This is a genomic window from Streptomyces sp. NPDC088354 (genome assembly GCF_044753585.1).
GTDB lineage: Bacteria > Actinomycetota > Actinomycetes > Streptomycetales > Streptomycetaceae > Actinacidiphila.
Map to the genome: position 1 here is coordinate 438986 of NZ_JBIVNJ010000001.1, position 18813 is coordinate 457798.

The 18813-nt window shown below is 74.2% G+C and carries 16 protein-coding genes and 1 pseudogene; 8 read left to right on the forward strand and 9 right to left on the reverse strand.

Features of this window, described 5'->3' with window-relative positions; all coding sequences use genetic code 11:
• The first annotated feature begins 198 nt into the window (after positions 1–198).
• Genes ACIP98_RS02090 through ACIP98_RS02100 form a run of 3 tightly spaced genes read left to right on the forward strand, consistent with a single transcriptional unit; the run spans position 199 to position 3201 of the window.
• The gene (locus ACIP98_RS02090; RefSeq protein ID WP_401973223.1) at positions 199–1332 is read left to right on the forward strand and encodes a selina-4(15),7(11)-diene synthase; all 1134 of its coding nucleotides are present in this window, start codon (positions 199–201) and stop codon (positions 1330–1332) included.
• Positions 1333–1360: 28 nt separating this feature from the next.
• On the forward strand, positions 1361–2713 hold the full coding sequence (locus ACIP98_RS02095; RefSeq protein WP_319660361.1) for a cytochrome P450: 1353 nt from the start codon (positions 1361–1363) through the stop codon (positions 2711–2713).
• A gap of 53 nt (positions 2714–2766) precedes the next feature.
• Complete coding sequence (locus tag ACIP98_RS02100; RefSeq protein WP_319660362.1) at positions 2767–3201, forward strand: GNAT family N-acetyltransferase; 435 nt, start codon at positions 2767–2769, stop codon at positions 3199–3201.
• A 126-nt stretch (positions 3202–3327) separates the two neighbouring features.
• Here the strand turns inward: ACIP98_RS02100 and ACIP98_RS02105 are convergent, their stop codons facing one another.
• The 5 genes from ACIP98_RS02105 to ACIP98_RS02125 all read right to left on the reverse strand — a co-directional run bounded on the left by ACIP98_RS02105 (position 3328) and on the right by ACIP98_RS02125 (position 8799).
• Positions 3328–3819, reverse strand: coding sequence for an RrF2 family transcriptional regulator (locus tag ACIP98_RS02105; RefSeq protein WP_401973226.1), 492 nt, complete (start codon positions 3817–3819; stop codon positions 3328–3330).
• A gap of 78 nt (positions 3820–3897) precedes the next feature.
• Positions 3898–5184: a S8 family peptidase gene (locus ACIP98_RS02110; RefSeq protein WP_401973228.1), complete on the reverse strand. Its 1287-nt coding sequence runs from the start codon at positions 5182–5184 to the stop codon at positions 3898–3900.
• A 50-nt stretch (positions 5185–5234) separates the two neighbouring features.
• Positions 5235–6440, reverse strand: coding sequence for a glycosyltransferase 87 family protein (locus ACIP98_RS02115; protein WP_401973229.1), 1206 nt, complete (start codon positions 6438–6440; stop codon positions 5235–5237).
• Positions 6441–6454: 14 nt separating this feature from the next.
• Complete coding sequence (gene mptB, locus ACIP98_RS02120) at positions 6455–7789, reverse strand: polyprenol phosphomannose-dependent alpha 1,6 mannosyltransferase MptB (protein WP_319660365.1); 1335 nt, start codon at positions 7787–7789, stop codon at positions 6455–6457.
• A gap of 203 nt (positions 7790–7992) precedes the next feature.
• Positions 7993–8799: an alpha/beta hydrolase gene (locus ACIP98_RS02125; RefSeq protein ID WP_319660366.1), complete on the reverse strand. Its 807-nt coding sequence runs from the start codon at positions 8797–8799 to the stop codon at positions 7993–7995.
• Between the two features lie 86 nt (positions 8800–8885).
• On the opposite strand from ACIP98_RS02125, the gene ACIP98_RS02130 reads away from it, so the two are divergent.
• Both ACIP98_RS02130 and ACIP98_RS02135 read left to right on the forward strand, forming a co-directional pair.
• A complete protein-coding gene (locus tag ACIP98_RS02130) occupies positions 8886–10016 on the forward strand; it encodes a DUF2786 domain-containing protein (RefSeq protein ID WP_401973231.1) in 1131 nt (376 codons plus the stop codon).
• Between the two features lie 214 nt (positions 10017–10230).
• Complete coding sequence (locus ACIP98_RS02135; protein WP_401973232.1) at positions 10231–10974, forward strand: class I SAM-dependent methyltransferase; 744 nt, start codon at positions 10231–10233, stop codon at positions 10972–10974.
• Here ACIP98_RS02135 and ACIP98_RS02140 read toward each other — a convergent pair.
• Together ACIP98_RS02140 and ACIP98_RS02145 are read right to left on the reverse strand one after the other, a co-directional pair.
• The gene (locus ACIP98_RS02140) at positions 10971–11486 is read right to left on the reverse strand and encodes a pyridoxamine 5'-phosphate oxidase family protein (RefSeq protein WP_319660369.1); all 516 of its coding nucleotides are present in this window, start codon (positions 11484–11486) and stop codon (positions 10971–10973) included. The genes ACIP98_RS02135 and ACIP98_RS02140 overlap by 4 nt on opposite strands.
• Positions 11487–11504: 18 nt before the next feature.
• Positions 11505–13031 (reverse strand): von Willebrand factor type A domain-containing protein, encoded by a 1527-nt coding sequence (locus ACIP98_RS02145; protein WP_401973234.1) that lies wholly within the window; start codon positions 13029–13031, stop codon positions 11505–11507.
• Positions 13032–13917: 886 nt separating this feature from the next.
• Between ACIP98_RS02145 and ACIP98_RS02150 the strand changes: the two genes are divergently transcribed.
• Positions 13918–14817 carry an alpha/beta fold hydrolase gene (locus tag ACIP98_RS02150; RefSeq protein WP_401973236.1) on the forward strand — a complete coding sequence of 300 codons (900 nt, stop codon included), beginning with the start codon at positions 13918–13920 and terminating at the stop codon, positions 14815–14817.
• 49 nt (positions 14818–14866) lie between these two features.
• Complete coding sequence (locus ACIP98_RS02155) at positions 14867–15931, forward strand: metal-dependent hydrolase (protein ID WP_401973435.1); 1065 nt, start codon at positions 14867–14869, stop codon at positions 15929–15931.
• 14 nt (positions 15932–15945) lie between these two features.
• On the opposite strand, the gene ACIP98_RS02160 is transcribed toward ACIP98_RS02155, so the two are convergent.
• Entirely contained in the window at positions 15946–16974 is a 1029-nt protein-coding gene (locus ACIP98_RS02160) for a rod shape-determining protein (RefSeq protein ID WP_319660374.1), read from the reverse strand.
• Positions 16975–17104: 130 nt separating this feature from the next.
• A pseudogene (locus ACIP98_RS02165) lies at positions 17105–17440 on the reverse strand (PP2C family protein-serine/threonine phosphatase); the annotation flags it as partial.
• Between the two features lie 243 nt (positions 17441–17683).
• On the opposite strand from ACIP98_RS02165, the gene ACIP98_RS02170 reads away from it, so the two are divergent.
• A complete protein-coding gene (locus tag ACIP98_RS02170; protein WP_401973237.1) occupies positions 17684–18763 on the forward strand; it encodes a M23 family metallopeptidase in 1080 nt (359 codons plus the stop codon).
• The last annotated feature ends 50 nt before the right edge of the window (positions 18764–18813 follow it).

Consider the following 18813-nt stretch of genomic DNA (forward strand, 5'->3'; position numbering starts at 1 on the left):
GGCGCACATGAAGCGCACGCCCAGCGCAAGGAGGGGGTGCGCCAACTGCCGTTCGCATGGCGAGATTTCGCGCCTTGACGGGGTGGCGATATGCCGGGGTAATGGTCGCTGAAGCTGATCCACTCGCACTCCGCGCGGCCACGTGCCGTGCGGACCTTCGTGGTGGTCAGTGCGCGGACAACTGAGAGGTGATCGTCAGTGGGGCCTGACCTGGTAGTTCCACCGATCTACTCTCCCCTCAAGCCGGCGATCCACCCGCACCACGCGGCGATCGACGCACGGGCGGCAGCCTGGGCGGAGCAGTTCCGTATCGGCTCCGAGGAACTGCGCGGCCGGCTGGTGAAACACGACATCGGGACGTTCGCCGCGCGGGTCCTGCCCGAGGGCAGGGAGGAAGTCGTGGCCATCGCCGCGGACTTCATCATCTGGCTCTTCGGCGTGGACGACGGCTACTGCGAGGAGGGCGAGCTCGGCACCCGTCCCGGCGAACTCATGGGAGCGCTCTCCCGGCTGCTCCGCATCGCCCAGAACCCCGAAGTCCCCATGCTGGCCGAGGACCCGCTGGCGCAGGGCCTGCGCGACCTCCGGTACCGGATGGACCTGTACGGCACGCCGGGCCAGGTCGCCCGCTGGATCGACGCCCTGCGGGAGTACTTCTCCTCGGTCGTCTGGGAGGCGTCCTTCCGGAGCGCCGGCACCGTGCCCGATCTCAACGACTACACCCTGATGCGGATCTACGACGGCGCGACGTCCGTCATGATGCCGCTCCTGGAAATGGGGCAGGGTTACGAACTCCAGGCGCACGAGCGGGACCTCACGGCCGTGCGAGCGGCGGCGGAGATGGCGTACTTCATCATCTGCTGGGACAACGACGTCTTCTCCCACCACAAGGAGGCGCGGGCGGGCGGCTTCTACCTCAACGCCGTTCGTGTGCTGGAGGTGGAGCACGACATCCCGCGGGACGAGGCGTTGAGCATGGCCATCGCCCAGCGCGACCGCGTGATGAACCTCTTCCTGCGCACCGCCGAGTACCTGCAGACCTACGGCAGCCCTCAACTGCGCCAATTCCTCGACAGTCTCGGTCACTTCATCCGGGGGGCCGAGGACTGGGGAGTGAGCTCGATCCGCTACACCACACCCGACGATCCGGCGAACCTCCCCTCGACCTTCCGTGACACCCCGAGCGACGACAGCCCGGAGCCCCTGGACATCCCCGCGATCTCCTGGTGGTGGGACGTGCTGCCGGAGCAGGACGAGTCCCGTCCGTCACAGGGAATCGCACAGGCATCCGTCGACTCTTTCCTACACCCGATCGCACAGCGCACGGCATAGATTCCACGAAAGAAGAGGAGTTTTCGGGGTGAATGCTGAATTGCGCTCCGTCCCGCGCGCCCCTGGGCGGCTACCCCTGCTCGGCCATGTGTGGCCGCTGGCGCGTGACACGCTCGGCTTCGTCAAGTCCCTCCGGGACACCGGCGACCTGGTCCGGGTCGACGTCGGCACCATGTCGGTCTACTTCGTCAACAGCCCCGCGCTGGTCAACGAGCTCCTGGTCACCAAGGGGCGCAGCTTCGAGAAGGGCCGCTTCTTCGACCGCCTGAAGATCCTGGTGGGCGACGGCCTGGTCACCGCGGGCGGCGAGACCCATCGCAGGCACCGCAAGCTGATGCAGCCGATGTTCCACCGGTCCCGGATCGCCGGCTATGCCGAGATCATGAACGCCCAGGCGCTGGCGCTCGCCGAGTCGTGGCGGCCGGGCGAGACCGTGGCGGTGGAGCGGGAGATGGCCGCCCTCGTGGTCAACACCCTCTCGGGGACGATGTTCTCCACCGACATCGGCAAGCCGGCGGTCGACGCCATCCGCGTGCACCTGCCGGTCATCGTCAACACCCTGCTGCTGCGCACCGCCTCGCCCAGCTTCCTCGACCGGGTGCCGATCCCCGCGAACCGGCGCTTCGACGCGGCGGCGGGTCAGCTGCTGCGGGTCATCGACGACGTCGTGGCCGCGGCCCGCACCGCCGGCGACACCGACCGTCCCGACCTGCTGTCGACGCTGCTCGCGGCGCGGGACGCGGACACCGGGGAGTCGCTCACGGACGTGGAGGTGCGGGACGAGCTCAGCACCATCTTGTTCGCCGGCGCGGAGAACACCGCGACGACGCTCACCTGGGCCTTCCACGAGATAGCCCGGCACCCCGAGGTGGAGGAGCGCCTCCTGGACGAGATCGCCGCCGTGTCGGGCGGCGGCCCCGTCACCGTGGACGCCGTAGCGAAGTACGAGTACCTGCCGCGGGTGATCAACGAGGTGGTCCGGCTGCACGGCGTCACCCTGCTCATGCGCCGTTCCGTCGAACCGGTGGAACTCGGCGGGGTGCTGCTTCCCGCGGGCACCGAGATCGCGTTCAGCCTCTACGCGCTGCACCGCGATCCGCGTTCGTTCCCGGACCCGGAGCGCTTCGACCCGGACCGATGGCTGCCGGAGCGCAGCGCGGACCGGCCGCGCGGCGCGTTCGTCCCGTTCGGCAGCGGCACCCGCAAGTGCATCGGGGACTCGTTCGCGTGGATGCAGATGATCGTCTCGCTGGCCACGCTCCTCTCCCACCGCCGCCTGCGCCCCACCGGCCACTTCGCCCGCGAGGTGGCCGCCGCCGTGCCCCACCCCGACCGCCTTCCGATGGTCGTCGAGGCACGGCACGCCACGGAGGCGCCTTAGCACAGAAGCTCGTGGCCCGCCGGGTGTCCGTCAGGCCCTCTTAGGATCTGCGCATGGAGCTGACATTCGTGGATGTACGGCCCGGCGATCCGGACATGACGGCCGAGGTGGGCCCGCTCATACGGACGTTGAGGCCCGCTCTGACCGCCGACGGTTTCGCCGCCTTCGCCGGTGAGGCGCATGCGCAGGGCCTGGTCTTCACCGCTGCACGCGACGACCTGGGGCGGTACCTCGCCGTCGCGACGCACCGCGTGCTCGCCACCAGCCGGGGCCGCACTCTCTTCGTGGACGACCTGGTGACCGCCCTCGACGCACGTCGGGCCGGGGTGGGGGCCCGGCTGCTGGAGGATCTGGAGATCAGAGCCCGCAAGGCGGGCTGCGAGCGCATCGAGCTCCACTCGGGCGTGACCAACCACGGCGCGCACCGCTTCTTCCACACGTGCCGGATGGCGATCACCGCCCTGCACTTCACCCGCGACCTGACCTGACCCTCGCCCCCCGACCCCGTCTCCGCCGGCGAGCCCCGGAGGCCACGGCCCCGGCACCCCACGAAACGCGCGCCGGGGTGCCGGACCGCGCCGGGCACCCGGGAGGGCGGGCGCAGCGAGCGGGCGTCAGGCCCGAGCCTCCCGCAGCCAGCCGCGAGTGCGTTCCGGGGCCTGGGGGGCGACGGCCTCGACGGAGACCTTGAGGTCGGCGAGGGTCTGGCCGGCCAGTTCCCGCCGCCAGGCGAGATCCGCGCGGGACATGGTCTGGTGCACCAGACACGGCTGGCGGAAGTCGTCACCGAGCATCCGGCCGTGGCCGGGGGTTTGCCGGCGGATGTCGGTGCACTGGAAGGCCGGGTCGCGTCCCTCGATGGCTGTGACCACGTCCAGGACGGTGATCTCCTCCGGCCGCCGGGCGAGCCGGAAGCCGCCGCGCGGCCCGGGGGTGGACGAGACGATGCCCTCGCGGGCCAGCGCCTGGAGCTGTTTGTTGAGGTACGCCGTGGGCAGTTCGTAGAAGGCGGCGAGCCGGGCCGCCGTGACGGCCTCCTCGGGACCGGCCCAGGCCAGGTTGAGGCAGCAGTGCAGTGCCCACTCCACGCCCTCGTTCATCCGCATGTTCTCGATGCTACATGTCCAGAACCCACGATCACGGACATATGGAGTCCAGGATTCCGCGACCTCGGCGGACCTCGCTCACAGATCGCCGGTGAAGGCCAGCAGCGTCGGCGTCCCCCAGGGGGCACCGGCCGACGCGTTGGGGGTGGCCTGGGCGATGAGCCACTTCTTCACGACGTCGAAGGGCGCGTCCCCGTACGTGTCCTTGTAGAGCGCGGCGATCCCGGTCACGTGGGGGGCGGCCATCGACGTGCCGCTCATCAGGGCGTACGACCCGTCGGGCCAGGCGGAGGCGATGTCCACGCCGGGCGCGGTGAGGTTGACGCAGCTGCCGAAGTTGCTGAAGGACGCCAGGTGGTCGGCCCGGTCGGTGGCGGCCACGGTGAACGCCTCGGTCGCGCTGGCGGGGGAGATCACGCAGGAGTTGATGTCGTCGTTGCCCGCCGCGACGACCGGGAAGACCCCGGCACGGGCCAGGCCGTCCAGGGCGTCGTTCATCGCGGGCGAGTACATGCCGCCCAGCGACACGTTGGCCACGGCGGGCTTCACCGCGTTCCGCGCCAGCCAGTTGATACCCGCGATGATCCCCGAGTTGGGTCCCGCGGCGTCGCAGTCGAGGACCCGGACGGAGACCAGGTGGACCGCGCGGGCGATGCCGGCGTGCGCGCCGCCGACCGTGCCCGCGACGTGCGTGCCGTGACCGGCGCAGTCCTCGCCGTCCAGGCCGTCGTCGACCTCGTCGATGCCGGGTGTGGCGCGGCCGCCGAACTCCTCGTGCGCGAAGTCGATGCCGCTGTCGATGATGTAGGCCGTCACCTTGGAGCCGGTGGCCCTCACGGTGAAGCCGTGCGTGTGGGGGGTGCGGTGGGAGATGCGCTCCAGGCCCCAGAAGATGCCGGGCGCGGCGAGTTCGGCGTCCGTGGCGCCCGGACCGTCGGTCCCGTGCCCGTCGTGCGCGCCCGGGCGCGGGAGCAGCCGCCGCGGCGAGCCGGCCCGGTCCTCCGGGGCGAGGGTGACCTTGGTGTCCTGCTCGACCTTGCGGACCTGGGGGAGCGCCCGCACCTGCGCCAACTGCGGCTCGGTCAGCGGCGCGGAGAAGCCGACCATCGCGTCCTGGTACAGGTGGTGCGGGGTGATCCCGGCGTCGCGCGCGACGCCCGCGGGGTCGCTGCCGGGGACCAGGGTGACGATGTACTCGCCGGGGATGGCGTTCGGCGCGCTCGCGCCCAGCAGCGGGGCGAGGACGGGCAGCGGGGCCGGCGCCCGCACGGGTGCGGCGGCCGCCATGGGCAGCACACACACGGCACTGAGGGCGCTCACGCACGCGGCGGTCATGGTCAACGTCCGGCGCAGGGACACACGCATGCGTGAACTCCTCGGTCGTCATCAGGGGGGCCGCGTGAGCCGTCGGGCCGTCAGCCGGCCCGCTCTCCCACCCTGTCAGCCAAGATCGGACCGGTGCGCGCCCGGCTACGCCATCCGTGCCGGGGTGCCAGCAGCAGTCCCATGGCGATCCAGACGTACGCGCTGCCGCCGACGAGCGAGCCCACGCCGCCCCGGCCCGGGTCGTCCAGCCAGAGCCACACGATGCTGCTGCACAGGATCACGTACGCACCGGCCGCCACCGCCACCCGGGCCCGGGTCCGCACCCGCAGCGCCTCGCCCGCCAGCACGGCGAGCGCGGGGATCATCCACACCAGGTGGTGCACCCAGGTCACCGGGCTGACCAGGCAGGCCGCGACACCGGTCAGCGCCACGCCGTGCGTGACGTCGGCGCGCCGCACCTTGTACGCCCACACCGCCAGCACGGCCACCACCGCGACCGCCCACACCCATTCCGGCGCGTCGAGCCGGGCCAGGGTGCCGCGCAGCGACTGGTTGCCGGCGTACGAGAGCGAGCCGACGCGGTCGGTGTCCCACAGCGCCCTCGTCCAGAACGTACGGGACGCGCCCGGCGCGGTCAGCGCGGCGAACAGGGTCGCCGCGGAGGCCGTGACCGCCGCCGTGAGACCGGCCCGGCGGTGCCCGGCGAGCAGCAGCCAGCCGATGAACAGGGCCGGGGTCAGTTTGACGGCGGCGGCCAGGCCCGTGGTGTACCCGGCCCAACGGCTGCCGCGGCGCAGCAGTTCGGCGTCGAGCAGCACCAGCGCGAGCAGCGCGAGGTTGACCTGCCCGAAGGTGAAGGTGTCCCGGACCGGTTCGAGCAGCGACAGCAGGCAGCCCGCCAGCACCATCGCGTACCAGTACGGCCAGCCCTGGCGGCGGATCAGCGGTCCGGCCGTCCACTGCAGCACCAGCAGCCCGGCGACGATGTTGAGGGTGGCCGCCAGCACCACGGTGGTCGGCCAGTCGACCCAGGCCATCGGCAGCATGCACAGCGCGGCGAACGGCGGATAGGTGAAGCCGTACACGGTGCCCGGCCGCAGGTAGGCGTAGAGCGCGCCGCCGTCGTGCACCCAGGAGTTGACCGCCCCGTGGTAGACGGCCACGTCGAACCAGTGCCGGTGCAGCGGCACCGTGACCAGGAAGACGGCGGTCGCGGTCACCGCCAGGACGGCGCTCACCACGCGTCGCGTGCCGGGCGATCCGAGGGAGCCGAGTGCGCGAGGGGGACGGGGCATGGAGGTCCTGACGTTCATGGGGCCGGGGCCGGGCGGGTCGGCCGGAGCAGCCGCACGAGATGGAGCAGGACGATCGGCAGCAGGGCCGCGGCGGCTCCCGCGGTCGCCAGGACCACCTGGTGCACGGTGGCCGGGAAGCCGTTGGGGAGCACCGCCAGGGCCAGGACCGCGCTGCCGACGGCGGCCGTCCGGCGTACCCGCCCGTCAGGCGCGGCCACGGCGAGCGGCACGAGCCCCCACAGCAGGTACCAGGGGCGTATCGCGGGGCCGAGCAGGGCCACCGCGAGCAGGCTCAGGCCGAGCGCGTACACCGGGCCCAGCCGCCGGCGGAACAGCCACACCGCCCCGATCGCCAGCGCGACGGCGACCAGGCTCAGCACCCGCCAGGTGTGCGGGGTGCCCATGAAGCGGGCCATCGTGTTGACCAGCGACCAGTTGGAGGCGGAGGCGGGCGTGGACAGGGCGCCTATCCAGCCGTACCCCACGCCGGTCACCGCCGTGATGCCGACCGTCGTGGCCCCGGCGACCGCCGCCACGCCGGCGCCCGTGCGGGCCAACCGCCAGCGTCCTTCCAGGTGTTCCGCCCACAGCGTCGCCACGACCAGCAGTCCCAGCGCGGCCGGGGCCTTCACCAGCGCGGCCAGCGTCACCAGCACCGCCGCGACCACCGGCCGCCGCGCCAGCGCGGCGCCGAGACCGGCGCCCAGCAGGCCGAGCATCACCGCGTCGTTGTGCGCGCCGGCCACGAGGTGCAGCAGCACCAGGGGGTTGAGCGCCCCCAGCCACACCGCCTGCGCGGGGTCGGCGCCGCAGCGCCGGGCGAGCCGCGGCAACTGCGTCGCCAGCAGCGCCACTCCGAGCAGCGCCAGCGCCCGCATCCCGGTGATGCCGGCGTGCGCGCTCAGCCGTGCGAGCGCCAGGAAGGCGGGACCGTACGGTGCGGGGGTGTCCCGCCAGATGGCCGGCACCTCGGCCGCCGCCGCGCCGCCGAGCACGCTCGGCCCGTACGTGTAGGCGTCGATGCCCTTGCTGACCATCGCGCCCTGCGCCAGGTAGCTGTAGACGTCCCTGCTGAACAACGGCGGTGCCAGCAGCAGCGGCGCGGCCCACACGGCGAACGTCGTCAGCAGGCTCCGTGTCGTCGGCGGCCGCGGCCCGCGCACCAGCCGGCCCAGCTGCCACCACGCCGCGATCAGCAGCCCGAGCCCGAAGTAGGCCACCAGCAGCCCGATCGCCGCCTCGCCTCGCGGCAGCGCGATCCCGTCCCGAACGGGCAGCGCCCCTGCGGCCCTTCCGCCGACGGCCAGCGCGACCGTCCCGGCGAGTCCGAGGGCCGTGGTGCGAGTCACCACCGCACGATCGCATCGCCGGGTGACCGTCGAACGACGCGCGAGCGACGGGCGAGTGACCGATCATCCCGGGGCCGGTCGCGGATGCGGTGGGTCCGAGTGCGGGTGTGTGCCCTGGGGGGCGCGGGATACGGCGCGATCGGCCTCCGCGGACCCGCGCCCGAGGGCGCCGGGCTTCCCACGGAGCGCCCGGTACCGCGGCGTCAGCCGAGGCGCGCCGCGGCCTCCGCGATGATCGACGCGACGCGGGCGGGCTGTTCGACGAGGACGCCGTGGCCCGCGCGGGGGACGGGGACCAGGGTGATGGTGGGGCAGGCGTCCAGGTCACGGCGCTCGCCGTCGGTGAGGCCGATGTCGTCCGCGTCGCCGCGGACGACCCAGACGGGCAGGGCGGTGGCGCACAGCCGGGGGACGAGCGAGCCGTGCCGGTCCAGGTGGTCGTAGTAGTGGCGCAGCGCGCGGTGGCAGAAGGCGGGGTCGTTGTCGGCCAGGACCGCGGCGAGGGTGTCGCGGCGTCCGGGCGGCAGGCCGTCCCGCGCGGCCCGCGGGAAGAGCCGCAGCGCGACCGCCCAGGCCGCCCCGCCCAGTCCCGGGACCCGGCCGAGGCGGTCCAGCAGCGCGAACTCCCGGGCCTCGTCGTCCCGCGAGAAGCTGGGGGAGAGCAGCACGAGCGGCCCGGCGAAGGCGCCGGTGACCGCCATCTCGATGGCCACCGTGGAGCCGAGGCCCTGCCCGACGACGAGGTCGCAGTCCCGTTCGGCGGCGAGCCGGCCGAGCAGGCGGGCGTAGTTCTCCACGGAGACGTCCTCCGGTGCCGGGGTGCGCCCGAAGCCGGGGAGGGTGACGGCGGTCATGCCGAGGCGCGCGTCCGCGATCGCCGGTTCGGCCATGACGTCGGCGTAGAACTCGGCGGTGCACATGCCGCCGGGCAGCAGCAGCGCCCTGTGCCGGGCGTCGGCCGGTCCGGCGGTCCGGATGTCCCAGTCCGCGGGGCGGGTCTCGGTGCTCACGGGGCCCCACCCTGGTGCCGCCGCCCTGGTCGCGCGACCACCGTGCTCCGTACGCGGCGTGTCGCCGGGATGCGATCCTGGACGGCGTGCGGGACGTGACGACGGTGGTACGGGAGGCGTTCGCGGGCGCCGTGGGGGCGGCCGGCGAGGACGCCGAGTTCGCGGTGGACGCGGGGGCGTCGGCGCTGGCGGCGGCGGGCTGGGAGCAGGCCGGTCCGGCGGTGGTGGCCGCGGCGGACGATCTGCTGAGCGGCTGCCGGGCCCGCGGCTGGGGGGACCCGGACCTGGTGCGGATGGCCCGCCGGGAGCTGGGCCCCGAGCACGTGCGGCTCGCGGAGCGGCTGCTCGCCGCGGACGGAGGGCCGCGGACGGAGGCGGCCGCCCTGCTGACGGGGTACGCCCGCGAGGAGCGGATGGACCGCTTCGGGGCGGCGACCGCCGTGCTGGAACTCGTCCGCCTGCTCGGCCGTCTCCCCCGGATCACCCCGCTGACCGCCGCGCCGCCGCGGCCCTCGGCGGGGGGCGGCGCGGGCTCCAAGCTGGGGCGCATCCGGGCGCTGCTGGCGAAGGCCGAGTCGACCCCGTACCCGGAGGAGGCCGAGGCGCTCAGCGCCAAGGCGCAGCATCTGATGGCCCGCTACAGCGTCGACGAGGCCCTGGTGGCGGGGACCGCCCCCGGCGACGGGCCCGGCGCGCGGCGCGTCGGCGTGGACCGGCCGTACGAGGCCCCCAAGGCGCTGCTCCTGGACGCCGTCGCGGCGGCGAACCGGTGCCGGGCGGTGTGGTCGGCGGAGTTCGGCTTCTCGACGGTGGTCGGGTACGAGGCCGATCTGGAGGCCGTGGAGGTGCTGTACACCTCGCTGCTGGTCCAGGCCGAGGCCGCGATGCTCCGCGGCGGCGCCCCGGCGGCGGGCGGCGGCACGACACGTCCCAAGGGCCGCAAGAACCTGTCCCGGAACTTCCGCGAGTCCTTCCTGATCGCCTACGCCGGCCGGATCGGGGACCGTCTCGCCACGGCCACCCGGGACGCCACGCGCGAGGCCGGCGAGGAGAGCGGCGCGGCAGCGGAGGTGCTGCCCGTGCTCGCGGCCCGCGAGGTCGCGGTGGGCCGGGCGGCCGACCAGATGTTCCCGCAGACCCGTTCGCAGCGGCTCAAGGGCCGCGACCGCGAGGGCTGGGAGCACGGCACGGCCGCGGCGGACGGCGCGCAGTTGTAAACGGGCCGGAAAGCCGCCCGCGCGCCGCCGGGAAAGGGCCCGCGGCGCCCCCTGGCGGGGGCGCGGACGGCCGTGCGCACCCGGTCCTGAGGGAGTCGCCGGCCGGGGCCGGGCCAGCCCCGCAGGCACCCGCACAGGCTCCCGCCATACCCGTCCTGAGCTGGGCTTTCGCGCCTCTCGCGGCTAGGCTGCGGACATCGCCGGAAGGGGTCTGATGGATCGCCATATCCGTACGGTCGAGGATGTGCTGGAGCTGCTGGACGGCCTGTTCGCGCCGGAGGCGGACCGCTGGACGGACGGCGCGGCCGACTGGTGGGACGGCTTCTACGCCGACCGCTCCAGGCCGGTGCCGTTCTTCGTGCCGAAGCCGGACGAGAACCTGGTCTCCTACCTCGACCGGGGCCTGCTCGCCCCCGGCGGCCGGGCCCTCGACCTCGGCTGCGGCCCCGGCCGCAACGCCCTGCACCTGGCGGCCCGGGGCTTCGCCGTGGACGCCGTCGACCTCTCGCCCGCGGCCGTCGCCTGGGGCGAGGACCGGGCCCGCGAGACCGGCACGCGGGGCGTGCGCTTCCACCGCGGCGACGCCTTCGCCCTGACCGCGGCCGGCGGCCCGCTGGAGGGCCCGTACGACCTGGTCCACGACTCGGGCTGCTTCCACCACCTTCCGCCGCACCGCCGCGTCAGCTACCTCGCCCTGCTCGACCGGGTCATCGCCCCCGGCGGCCACCTCGCCCTCACCTGCTTCGCCGCCGGCGGCATGGGCTCGGAGCTGCCGGACACCGACTTCTACCGGCAGGCCCGCCTGCACGGCGGGCTCGCCTACACCCCCGAGTCGCTGCGCGCGATCTTCTCCGGGCTCACCGAGGTCGAACTGCGCCGCATGCGCGACGAGCCGCTGGACTCCCCGCACTTCGGCGAGCCCTTCCTGTGGACCGCCCTGTTCCGGAACACGCCCTAGAACAGCCAGCGCGTCTGGCTGTACGTCGTCCCCCGTCCGTAGGCGAAGGCCGTCTTCGGCTCGACCTCGTAGACGAGCGCCTCGTTGCCGCTCTCCCCGCGGAACATCTCGTTTCGCACCTCGAAGCGCCACTCCTCCCCGTACTTGGCCTCGTACACCGCGGCGATCCGGCGCAGCTGGGTGTCACTGCGCACTCGCGCCGCCTCGCCCTCGACGACCACGTCCAGGCCCTCGCGCAGCGCGTTGTTGCCGGTGGTGATCACCACCTTCGCGTTGCGGGCGATGTTGCGCGCCTTGCGCTCGTCGGCACCGGTGCTGAAGTGCAGGGCGTCCTCGTGCCAGACCCCGATGAGCGGGGTGACGTGCGGACGCCCGTCGGGGCGCACGGTGGTCAGCCAGTAGATCTCGGCATCGGCCAGGAAGCGGCGCGCCTGGCTCCAGGTCGTCGGGTCGGCGCCGTCACTGCTGTAGCGGGCGTCGAGTTCGGCCTCGGGTTCCTTTTCTGCTGCCATGACTCCACTGATACTCCATCAGGCCGCGCGGAGCGCGTACGCGCGGTCGACGGACTCCGCCAGGTCGGCCACGGCCGGGTCCTCGGTGGTGTCGGCCAGGGCGCGAGCGCGGTCGGCGAGTTCGGCCAGCCCCGGAGCACCGGGCAGCTGCTCGTCACCGGTGGAGTACGTCCGCAGCGCGTCGGCGAAGTACGCGGCCACCGCGTCCACCCGCAGCCGCGGCGAGGTGGCGGGGTCCCACAGCGGAGCGGCCAGCCGGTCCGCCTCGATCGCCGCCGACTCCTCGTGCGGAGCGCGACTCGCGGGATCCAGCCAGCGCACGGTGGCGGTGGCGACGTGACCGCGGGCACCGGGCCTGAGCCGCACGGCGTACAACGCGGTCACGGTGTGCCCGGGTCCCACCTCGCCGCCGTCCACCGCGTCGTCGCGGAAGTCCTCGTCGGCCACGGCCCGGTCCTCGAAGCCGATCAGGCGGTACCGCTCCACCGTCTGCTCGTCGAAGGCGACCTGGGCCTTGGCGTCGCGGGCCCGCAGCTCCACATTGGCCGGCAGCTGGTCCACGAAGAGCGCGCGGGCCTCGCCCTCGGTCGAGACGTACGAGGTGTGGCCGTCGCCCTTGTCGGCCAGCTCCTCCATCAGCGCGTCGCCGTACTCGCTGCCGACCCCGACCCCGTACAGCGTCACGCCGTGCTCCCTGCGGGCCCGGTCGATCCGCTCCAGCAGGGCGTCCGGCTCCGTCTCGCCGGTGTTCGCCAGCGCGTCCGAGAGCAGCACGACCCGGTTCGTGACCCCCGCGCGGGCGCCCTCCAGCGCCACGTCGTAGCCGGCCCGCAGACCCGCCTCCAGATTGGTGGACTGCTCCGGCCGCAGCCCGTCGATCACCTCCCGCGCGTGCGCGCGGGCGCCGTCGGCGCCCAGCCGCGTCATCGGCAGCGCCACCCGCGCCCGCTCGCTGAACGTCACCACGGACAGCGAGTCGTCCCCGCGCAGCTCACCGACCGCCGAACGCAACGCCTTCTGCACGAGGTCGAGCCGGCCCGGCTCGGCCATCGAACCGGAGACGTCCACCACGAAGGTCAGCGCGGCGGGCTTGCGTGCCGCCTTGTCGGCGGGGCGCGTGGCCAGCCCGATCCGCAGCAGCGACCAGCGCGAGCCGGCCCCGGGGGTGCGGGCGCCGTCCGCGGTGACGGAGAAGCCGTCGCCGTCCGGGCTCGGGTAGTCCTGGCGGAAGCTGTTGACGAACTCCTCGTACCGCACGGCCGACGGTTCCGGCAGCTCCCCGTTGCCCAGCTGCCGCTTGGCGTAGCCGTACGAGGCGGTGTCCACGTCCAGTGCGAACGTCGACAACTCGTCCCGTGCGGGGGCGCGTTCGCCGTCCGGCGCCTGCGTGCCCTGCGCGACGCGCGCGGGGGCGGGGCGGGGCCCCGCGTCGTGGCTGTTCCCACGCGGGCCCACGGCGCCGCACCCGGCGAGTGTCGCTGTCGCGACGGTCACCGCGATTGCCGCCGTGACCGCCTTCGTGACCGTTCCCGCGGTTCGCCTCATGTGGGTCCCCTCCCCGTCCGGCTTCTGTGACTGTGACGTACGGGGCCTTCCCAGGGGGGCTTCGGTGGCGTTGCGGATCCGTCTCGTTCGCGCAACGCGCCGTTGGTTTTTTCCCCGCCCGCCCGCCCGTGTGCCCTGTGAAGTCTGGGCGCCCCGGCGCGCGTGCGGGGTGGGCCGGGTGCGGTGCCTCCGGGGCTGCACGTCCTGGACTGGGATATTTACGCGCGTTTCCAGCACTTGCTCATCCCGTCCCTGCCCGGATGGTGCGCACAAATATCCCGCAGCGTCCAGAACATCCACCCTCCCCCAGCCTCCGGCCGGGGGTGCCCCCAACTCCCCCGCCCCCTCCGTCTCGTATCGCGCCTGATCCCCGGTGGGGGGTGAGAAGGCGGTCCGGGGCGGCTGCGGTTGCCTGGATCCCCCCACCGGTGTGTGGGCGGTGACGGCTGGGCCCTTGGACGGCGCCGCGCCAACGGTGGCCCGAGCACGGTGCCGCCATCACCACCCTCCGGGGATCAGGCGCATGACGAGACGGAGGGGGCGGGGGAGTTGGGGGCACCCCCGGCCGGAGGCTGGGGGAGGGTGGGTGTTCTGGACTGTGGAGCATATGTGGGTGCATGACCCGGGGTGATCAGTTGAGGGTGCTTGAGGCACCTAAATGTGCTGTCCAGAATGGCCAGCCCCGGAGGCCCCGACCCCGGCACCCCACGAAACGCGCGCCGGGGTCACTGACTTCACAGGGCTGGGGGCACCCCCGGCCGAAGGTTGGGGGAGGGCGGGCGGGCGGGGAGAAAACCTACCCGGACCGCAAGCGCAGCGCACTGGTAGACAGGACGTCAACAAGCTGCCATCGTGAGGCCGGCGCACCGACCGAAGGGCGGCAAGCATGGCGCAGCGCTGGGTCACGGCCTCCGACGGCGTACGTCTGGCGGTGTACGAGCAGGGCGACCCCGCCGGGACCACCGTCCTGTGCGTGCACGGGTTTCCCGACGACCACGGGGTGTGGGACGGCGTCGCAACACGCCTGGCCGCCCGCGGTTTTCACGTCGTCACCTACGACGTGCGCGGCTCCGGCGCGTCCGGCGTGCCGCGCCGCACCCGCGCGTACCGGCTGCCGCAGCTCGCCGCCGACACCACCGCCGTGGCGGACGCGGTGAGCCCGCTTGCGCCGGTGCACCTGCTGACGCACGACTGGGGCTCCGTGCAGTGCTGGCACGCCGTCAGCACGCCCGAACTGGCGCACCGCTACGCCTCGATGACGTCCATCTCGGGCCCGGACCTCGACCACACCGGCCGCTGGTACCGGGCCCAGTTGCGCCGCCCGACCCCCGCGCGGCTGGGGAAGCTCGTGCGGCAGTCGCTGGCCTCGTGGTACGTGGGCTTCTTCCATCTGCCCGGTGTCGCCGAACTGGCGTGCCGCAGCGGCATCCTGGACGGTGTCACCAAGAGGCTGCGCCGCCTGGAGACCGGTGAGCCCCCGCAGGGGTACGGGCCGGGGCCGGCCGCCCGCAACCGGGCCGGGCTGAAGCTCTACCGGGCCAATGTGCTGCCCCGCGTGCTCCGTCCGCGGGTCCGGCACGCCGTCCTGCCGGCGCAGGTACTGGCCCCGTCCATGGACGTGTTCGTGCTGCCGCCGTGGCAGACGGAGATCACCGACTGGGCGCCCGGTGCCGAGATCCACCACGTGGACGGCGGCCACTGGCTGCCCAGCCACCGCCCCGGCCTCGTCGCCGAGTTCGTGGCGCGGCTGGTCGAGCGCGTCGAGGAGGAGGGGGCCGCCGCATGACCGCCGAGCCCGAGCACATCGTCCTCAGGCCCCGTGACGTGCGGTGGGAGTGGGACGGGGCTGCCGCTGCGCTACCTGGACGACGACGCCTTCCTCACGGTTCCTGACCGTCTTCCGGCAGGCGGTGCCGATGATCGCGGACGACCGGCTGCGCGAGGACGTCATCGGGTTCATCGGGCAGGAGGCGATGCACGCCCAGGCGCACCAGTCGCTGCTGGGCCGAGGACCCGCCGCGGCCTGCCTCGCACGCGGCGGGAGCCGCGCTCCACTGACGGGGTTCCCGCCCGTGTCCCCGTACGACCTGCGCGTCCCACCGCCCCGCCGGGCCGGCGGCTCGCGCCCCGAGCCGCTGCTCGCGCTGCTGGCCCGGATCACGCCGCTGCTGGTGCGCGGCAGCGCGCGGCGCGCGCCGCGGAAGCCGGTCGTGGTCGACCGCTCGCTCCCGCTGCGCGTCGCCGGCGTCACGGTGGAGGCCGAGGGCGTGGTCGCCCTGCGTCTGGTGCGGGCGGACGGCGGCACCGCGCCGCTGCCCGGCCGGCGGCCCGGTGCCGGTGACCCGGCCGACCCGGACGCCTACCGGGTGGCCGTCCGGCTCGTCCCGGACGGCGAGGGCGGGATCGGCATCACACCGATCCTGCCCATGGTGCGCGCCGCTGCCGCCGCGGGCGCGGACTGGCGGCGCCGGACCCCGCCCGGGTGCGGGTGCGCAGCGACGCGGAGGCCGGCGGTCCCCACCGCCGCCGGACTGCTGGCGGGCGCCGGGCCGGACACCGCCGTCTACTTCTGCGGGCCGCCCGCGCTCGTCCCGGCGCTGCACCTGGAGCGCTTCTCGCCGCCACCGATCACCGACGGCTCGGCGTTCGAGATCCAGCTCGGCCGGGGCGGGGCGCCCGTGACGGCCGACCGGTCCGCGCTGTCCGTGCTCGGCGCCGCGCGTCCGGACACGGCGTACTCCTGCCGTCAGGGCTTCTGCGGCACGTGCCGGGTGGGTGTCCTGTCCGGCGGCGACAGCGTGCGGCACCTCGGCAGCGCGGCGGCCCGCCGTACGCGGGACGCGATGCTCGTCTGCGTCTCCCGTGCCGAGGCGGGCGCGCGCCTGGTGCTGGACGTGTGACGGGCCCGGGCCGGCTAGGCCGACAGCGGGTCCATCGGCATGGGCAGGACCTCGCCCTCCATCATCGCCCCGAGCCCGCGCACCGCGCAGACGTCCGGGCGGTCCGCGATCGTCACGGGCATCCCGGTGGCCTGACGGAGCATCATGTCCAGGCCCGGCAGCAGGGCGCTGCCCCCGGCGAGCATGATGCCGCGGTCGGTGAGGTCGGCGACCAGGTCGGGCGGGCAGCGCCGCAGGACGGTGCCGATGCCGTCGACGAGGGCCGCCATGGGCATGCGGATGGCCCGGCGGACGCTCTCGATGTCGACGGTGACCGTGCGCGCGATGCCGCTGGCCACGTCCCGGCCCTGGACCTCGGTGCTCGGCGCGATCGGCCCCGGCGCGGACAGGATCTCGTGCAACGGCCGCACCGACTGGGTGGGCAGCACCAGTTCGTGCGCGTTGCGCACGTGCTGCACCACCACGTGGTCGATCGCGTCGCCGCCGACCGGGATGGTCTCGGCCGCGACGATGGCGCCCAGCGACAGGACCGCGATCTGCGTCGTGCCGGCCCCGCTGAGCATGATCATCGTCGCCTCGGGCTGCTCGACCGGCAGCCCGCAGCCGACCGCCGCGGCGATCACGGAGTCGACGAGTTCGACCCGTCGCGAACCGAGCCCGTACAGCGTCTCGATGGCCGCCCGCTGGGCCAGCGGCTTGCTGCTGTTGGGGGTGCACACCGCGGCGCGCAGCATCGGCTTGCGCCGCCACGCCTTGCGCAGCCGGCCGCCGAGCAGGTGCCGGAGCATGCGCTGGGCCATGTCGATGTCGACGACCATGCCGGCCTGGATGGGGCGGACGACGCGGATGTGGTCGGGGGTGCGCCCGGTCATCTGCTCGGCGAGCGATCCGACGGCGATGAGGGCCCCGCTGTGGGCGTTGACGGCGGCCACGCTGGGCTCGTCCACGACGAGTCCCTGTCCTTTGATGTAGACGCGGGTCCGTGAGGCGCCGAGATCGACGGCTACGGAGCAACGGCGCAACTGCGCGAGGCTGACGGTCACGGCAGGTCCTCCCCGAGGGAGCCGGTTCCCGGGACCGCCCCGGTGGCAGTCCCGTATGATCATCGTGACGGTATTGCCCCGATTTCGCCCGTAGTGTTGCGCCGCCCGGAGGACGCGTCCCTCCTGCGGCCTAGCGAACGATGCGTGCCGCGAGGACCGCGATGTCGTCCTCGGCGGGCTCGGAGACCAACAAGGACAGGATCCGGTCGACCAGGCCGCCCAGATCCCCGTCCGGGGGCAACCGCAACCGGGCGAGCCGTTCGAGGGACGCGTCGATGTCCTCGCCACGCCGCTCGACCAGGCCGTCGGTGTAGAGCAGCAGGACGTCGCCGCGCCCGCACCGGCCCGAGACGATCTCGTAGCCGCCGTGCCCGGTGCCCAGCGGAGGGCCGACCGGCACCCGGATCAGCTCCACTGAGCCGTCCGGGCGGATCAGGGCGGGCGGCAGGTGCCCGGCGGATGCCCACGCCCGCCGGCGTGCCGTCCAGCACCTGCCGCAGAACCTCGAGGTCCAGTGGTGACCAGCCGCCGGGCCCCTGTCACGCGCTCACCCGGGTCATCCTCCCGTCCGCCGAGTGCGCCCGTACCCGTGATCCGGCGGTCGGCCGTTCGGCGCACGCCCGGATGCGATCACCCCGGCGGGTGGCTATGGGCCCCGGCGGGGCGTGTCGCCGGAGTGCCGCGCGCGGCCGGCCGCACGATCGGCCCGATGCGATGCAAGGCGGTGGCCGCGGTGCTGTGCCTGCTGCTGGCGATGCCCCTCGCGCTGCGGGGGACGGCCGTGGCGACGACAGCGCCGGCGGCGACGGACCGGCCCGCGGACAGCCCCGGAGTGCACCGGCTGTACGCGGAGGCCGAACGCGCCGTGGAGCGGTACCAGGCGGTGGAGCTGGCGACCGAGCGCAAGCGCGCCGAGCTGCGCGGGCTGCGGGCGACGACCCGGGGGGAGCGCCGCCGGCTGCGGCTGCTGCGGGACCGGGTCGGGGCCATGGCCCGTACCGAGTACCGCAACGCGGGACTGAGCCCGTCGGCGCGGCTGCTGCTGTCGGGGAGCCCGGACCGCCTGCTGGAGGACGTCACCCTGGTCCGCCAGGGCGAGCACGCCGAGGCCGCGCTGCTGACCGCGCACCGGGTCGCACAGCGCCGGCTGGCCGAGGACACGGCGGCCGTGACCGCCGCGCTGGAGGCGCTGGACCGCCAGGCCCGGCGGCAGGCCGAACTCCGGCGGAGCATCCAGGAGAAGCTGGTGCGCGCCGGTGCCGGGCTCGCCGCCCGCTACCTCGCCCTGCTGGGCGGCGACGTCCCCGACCGCTGCCCGCACATCGACCCCGGTGACGTTCCGGTCCAGGCCGCCGCCCGCCGCGGCGTCGCGCGCTGGGTGAGCCCGGTGGCCCACTACCGGCTGTCCGCCGGTTTCGACGACGCCGGCTCCCACTGGGCGCACCGGCACACCGGCCAGGACTTCGCGGTCGCCTCCGGCACCCCGGTCCGCGCGGTCGGCGACGGCACCGTGGTGGCGGCCGGCTGCGGCGACGGCTTCGGCAACCAGATCGTCGTCCGGCACGACGACGGCTACTGCACGCACTACGCCCACCTGTCCGTCATCGAGACCGCGCCGGGCCGCCGGGTGCGCGCCGGTCAGCTCATCGGGCTGTCCGGCAGTTCGGGCAACTCCACAGGCCCCCACCTGCACTTCGAGGTCCGCGTCACCCCGCAGATGGGCTCGGCCGTCCCCCCGCTCCCCTGGCTGGCCCGGCACGGCGTCCGGGTGCCCGGCCCGGACGGCTGAACTCCCGGCACCCCACCCCCACTCGTCACAGCTGTCGCACAGGTCCGTTA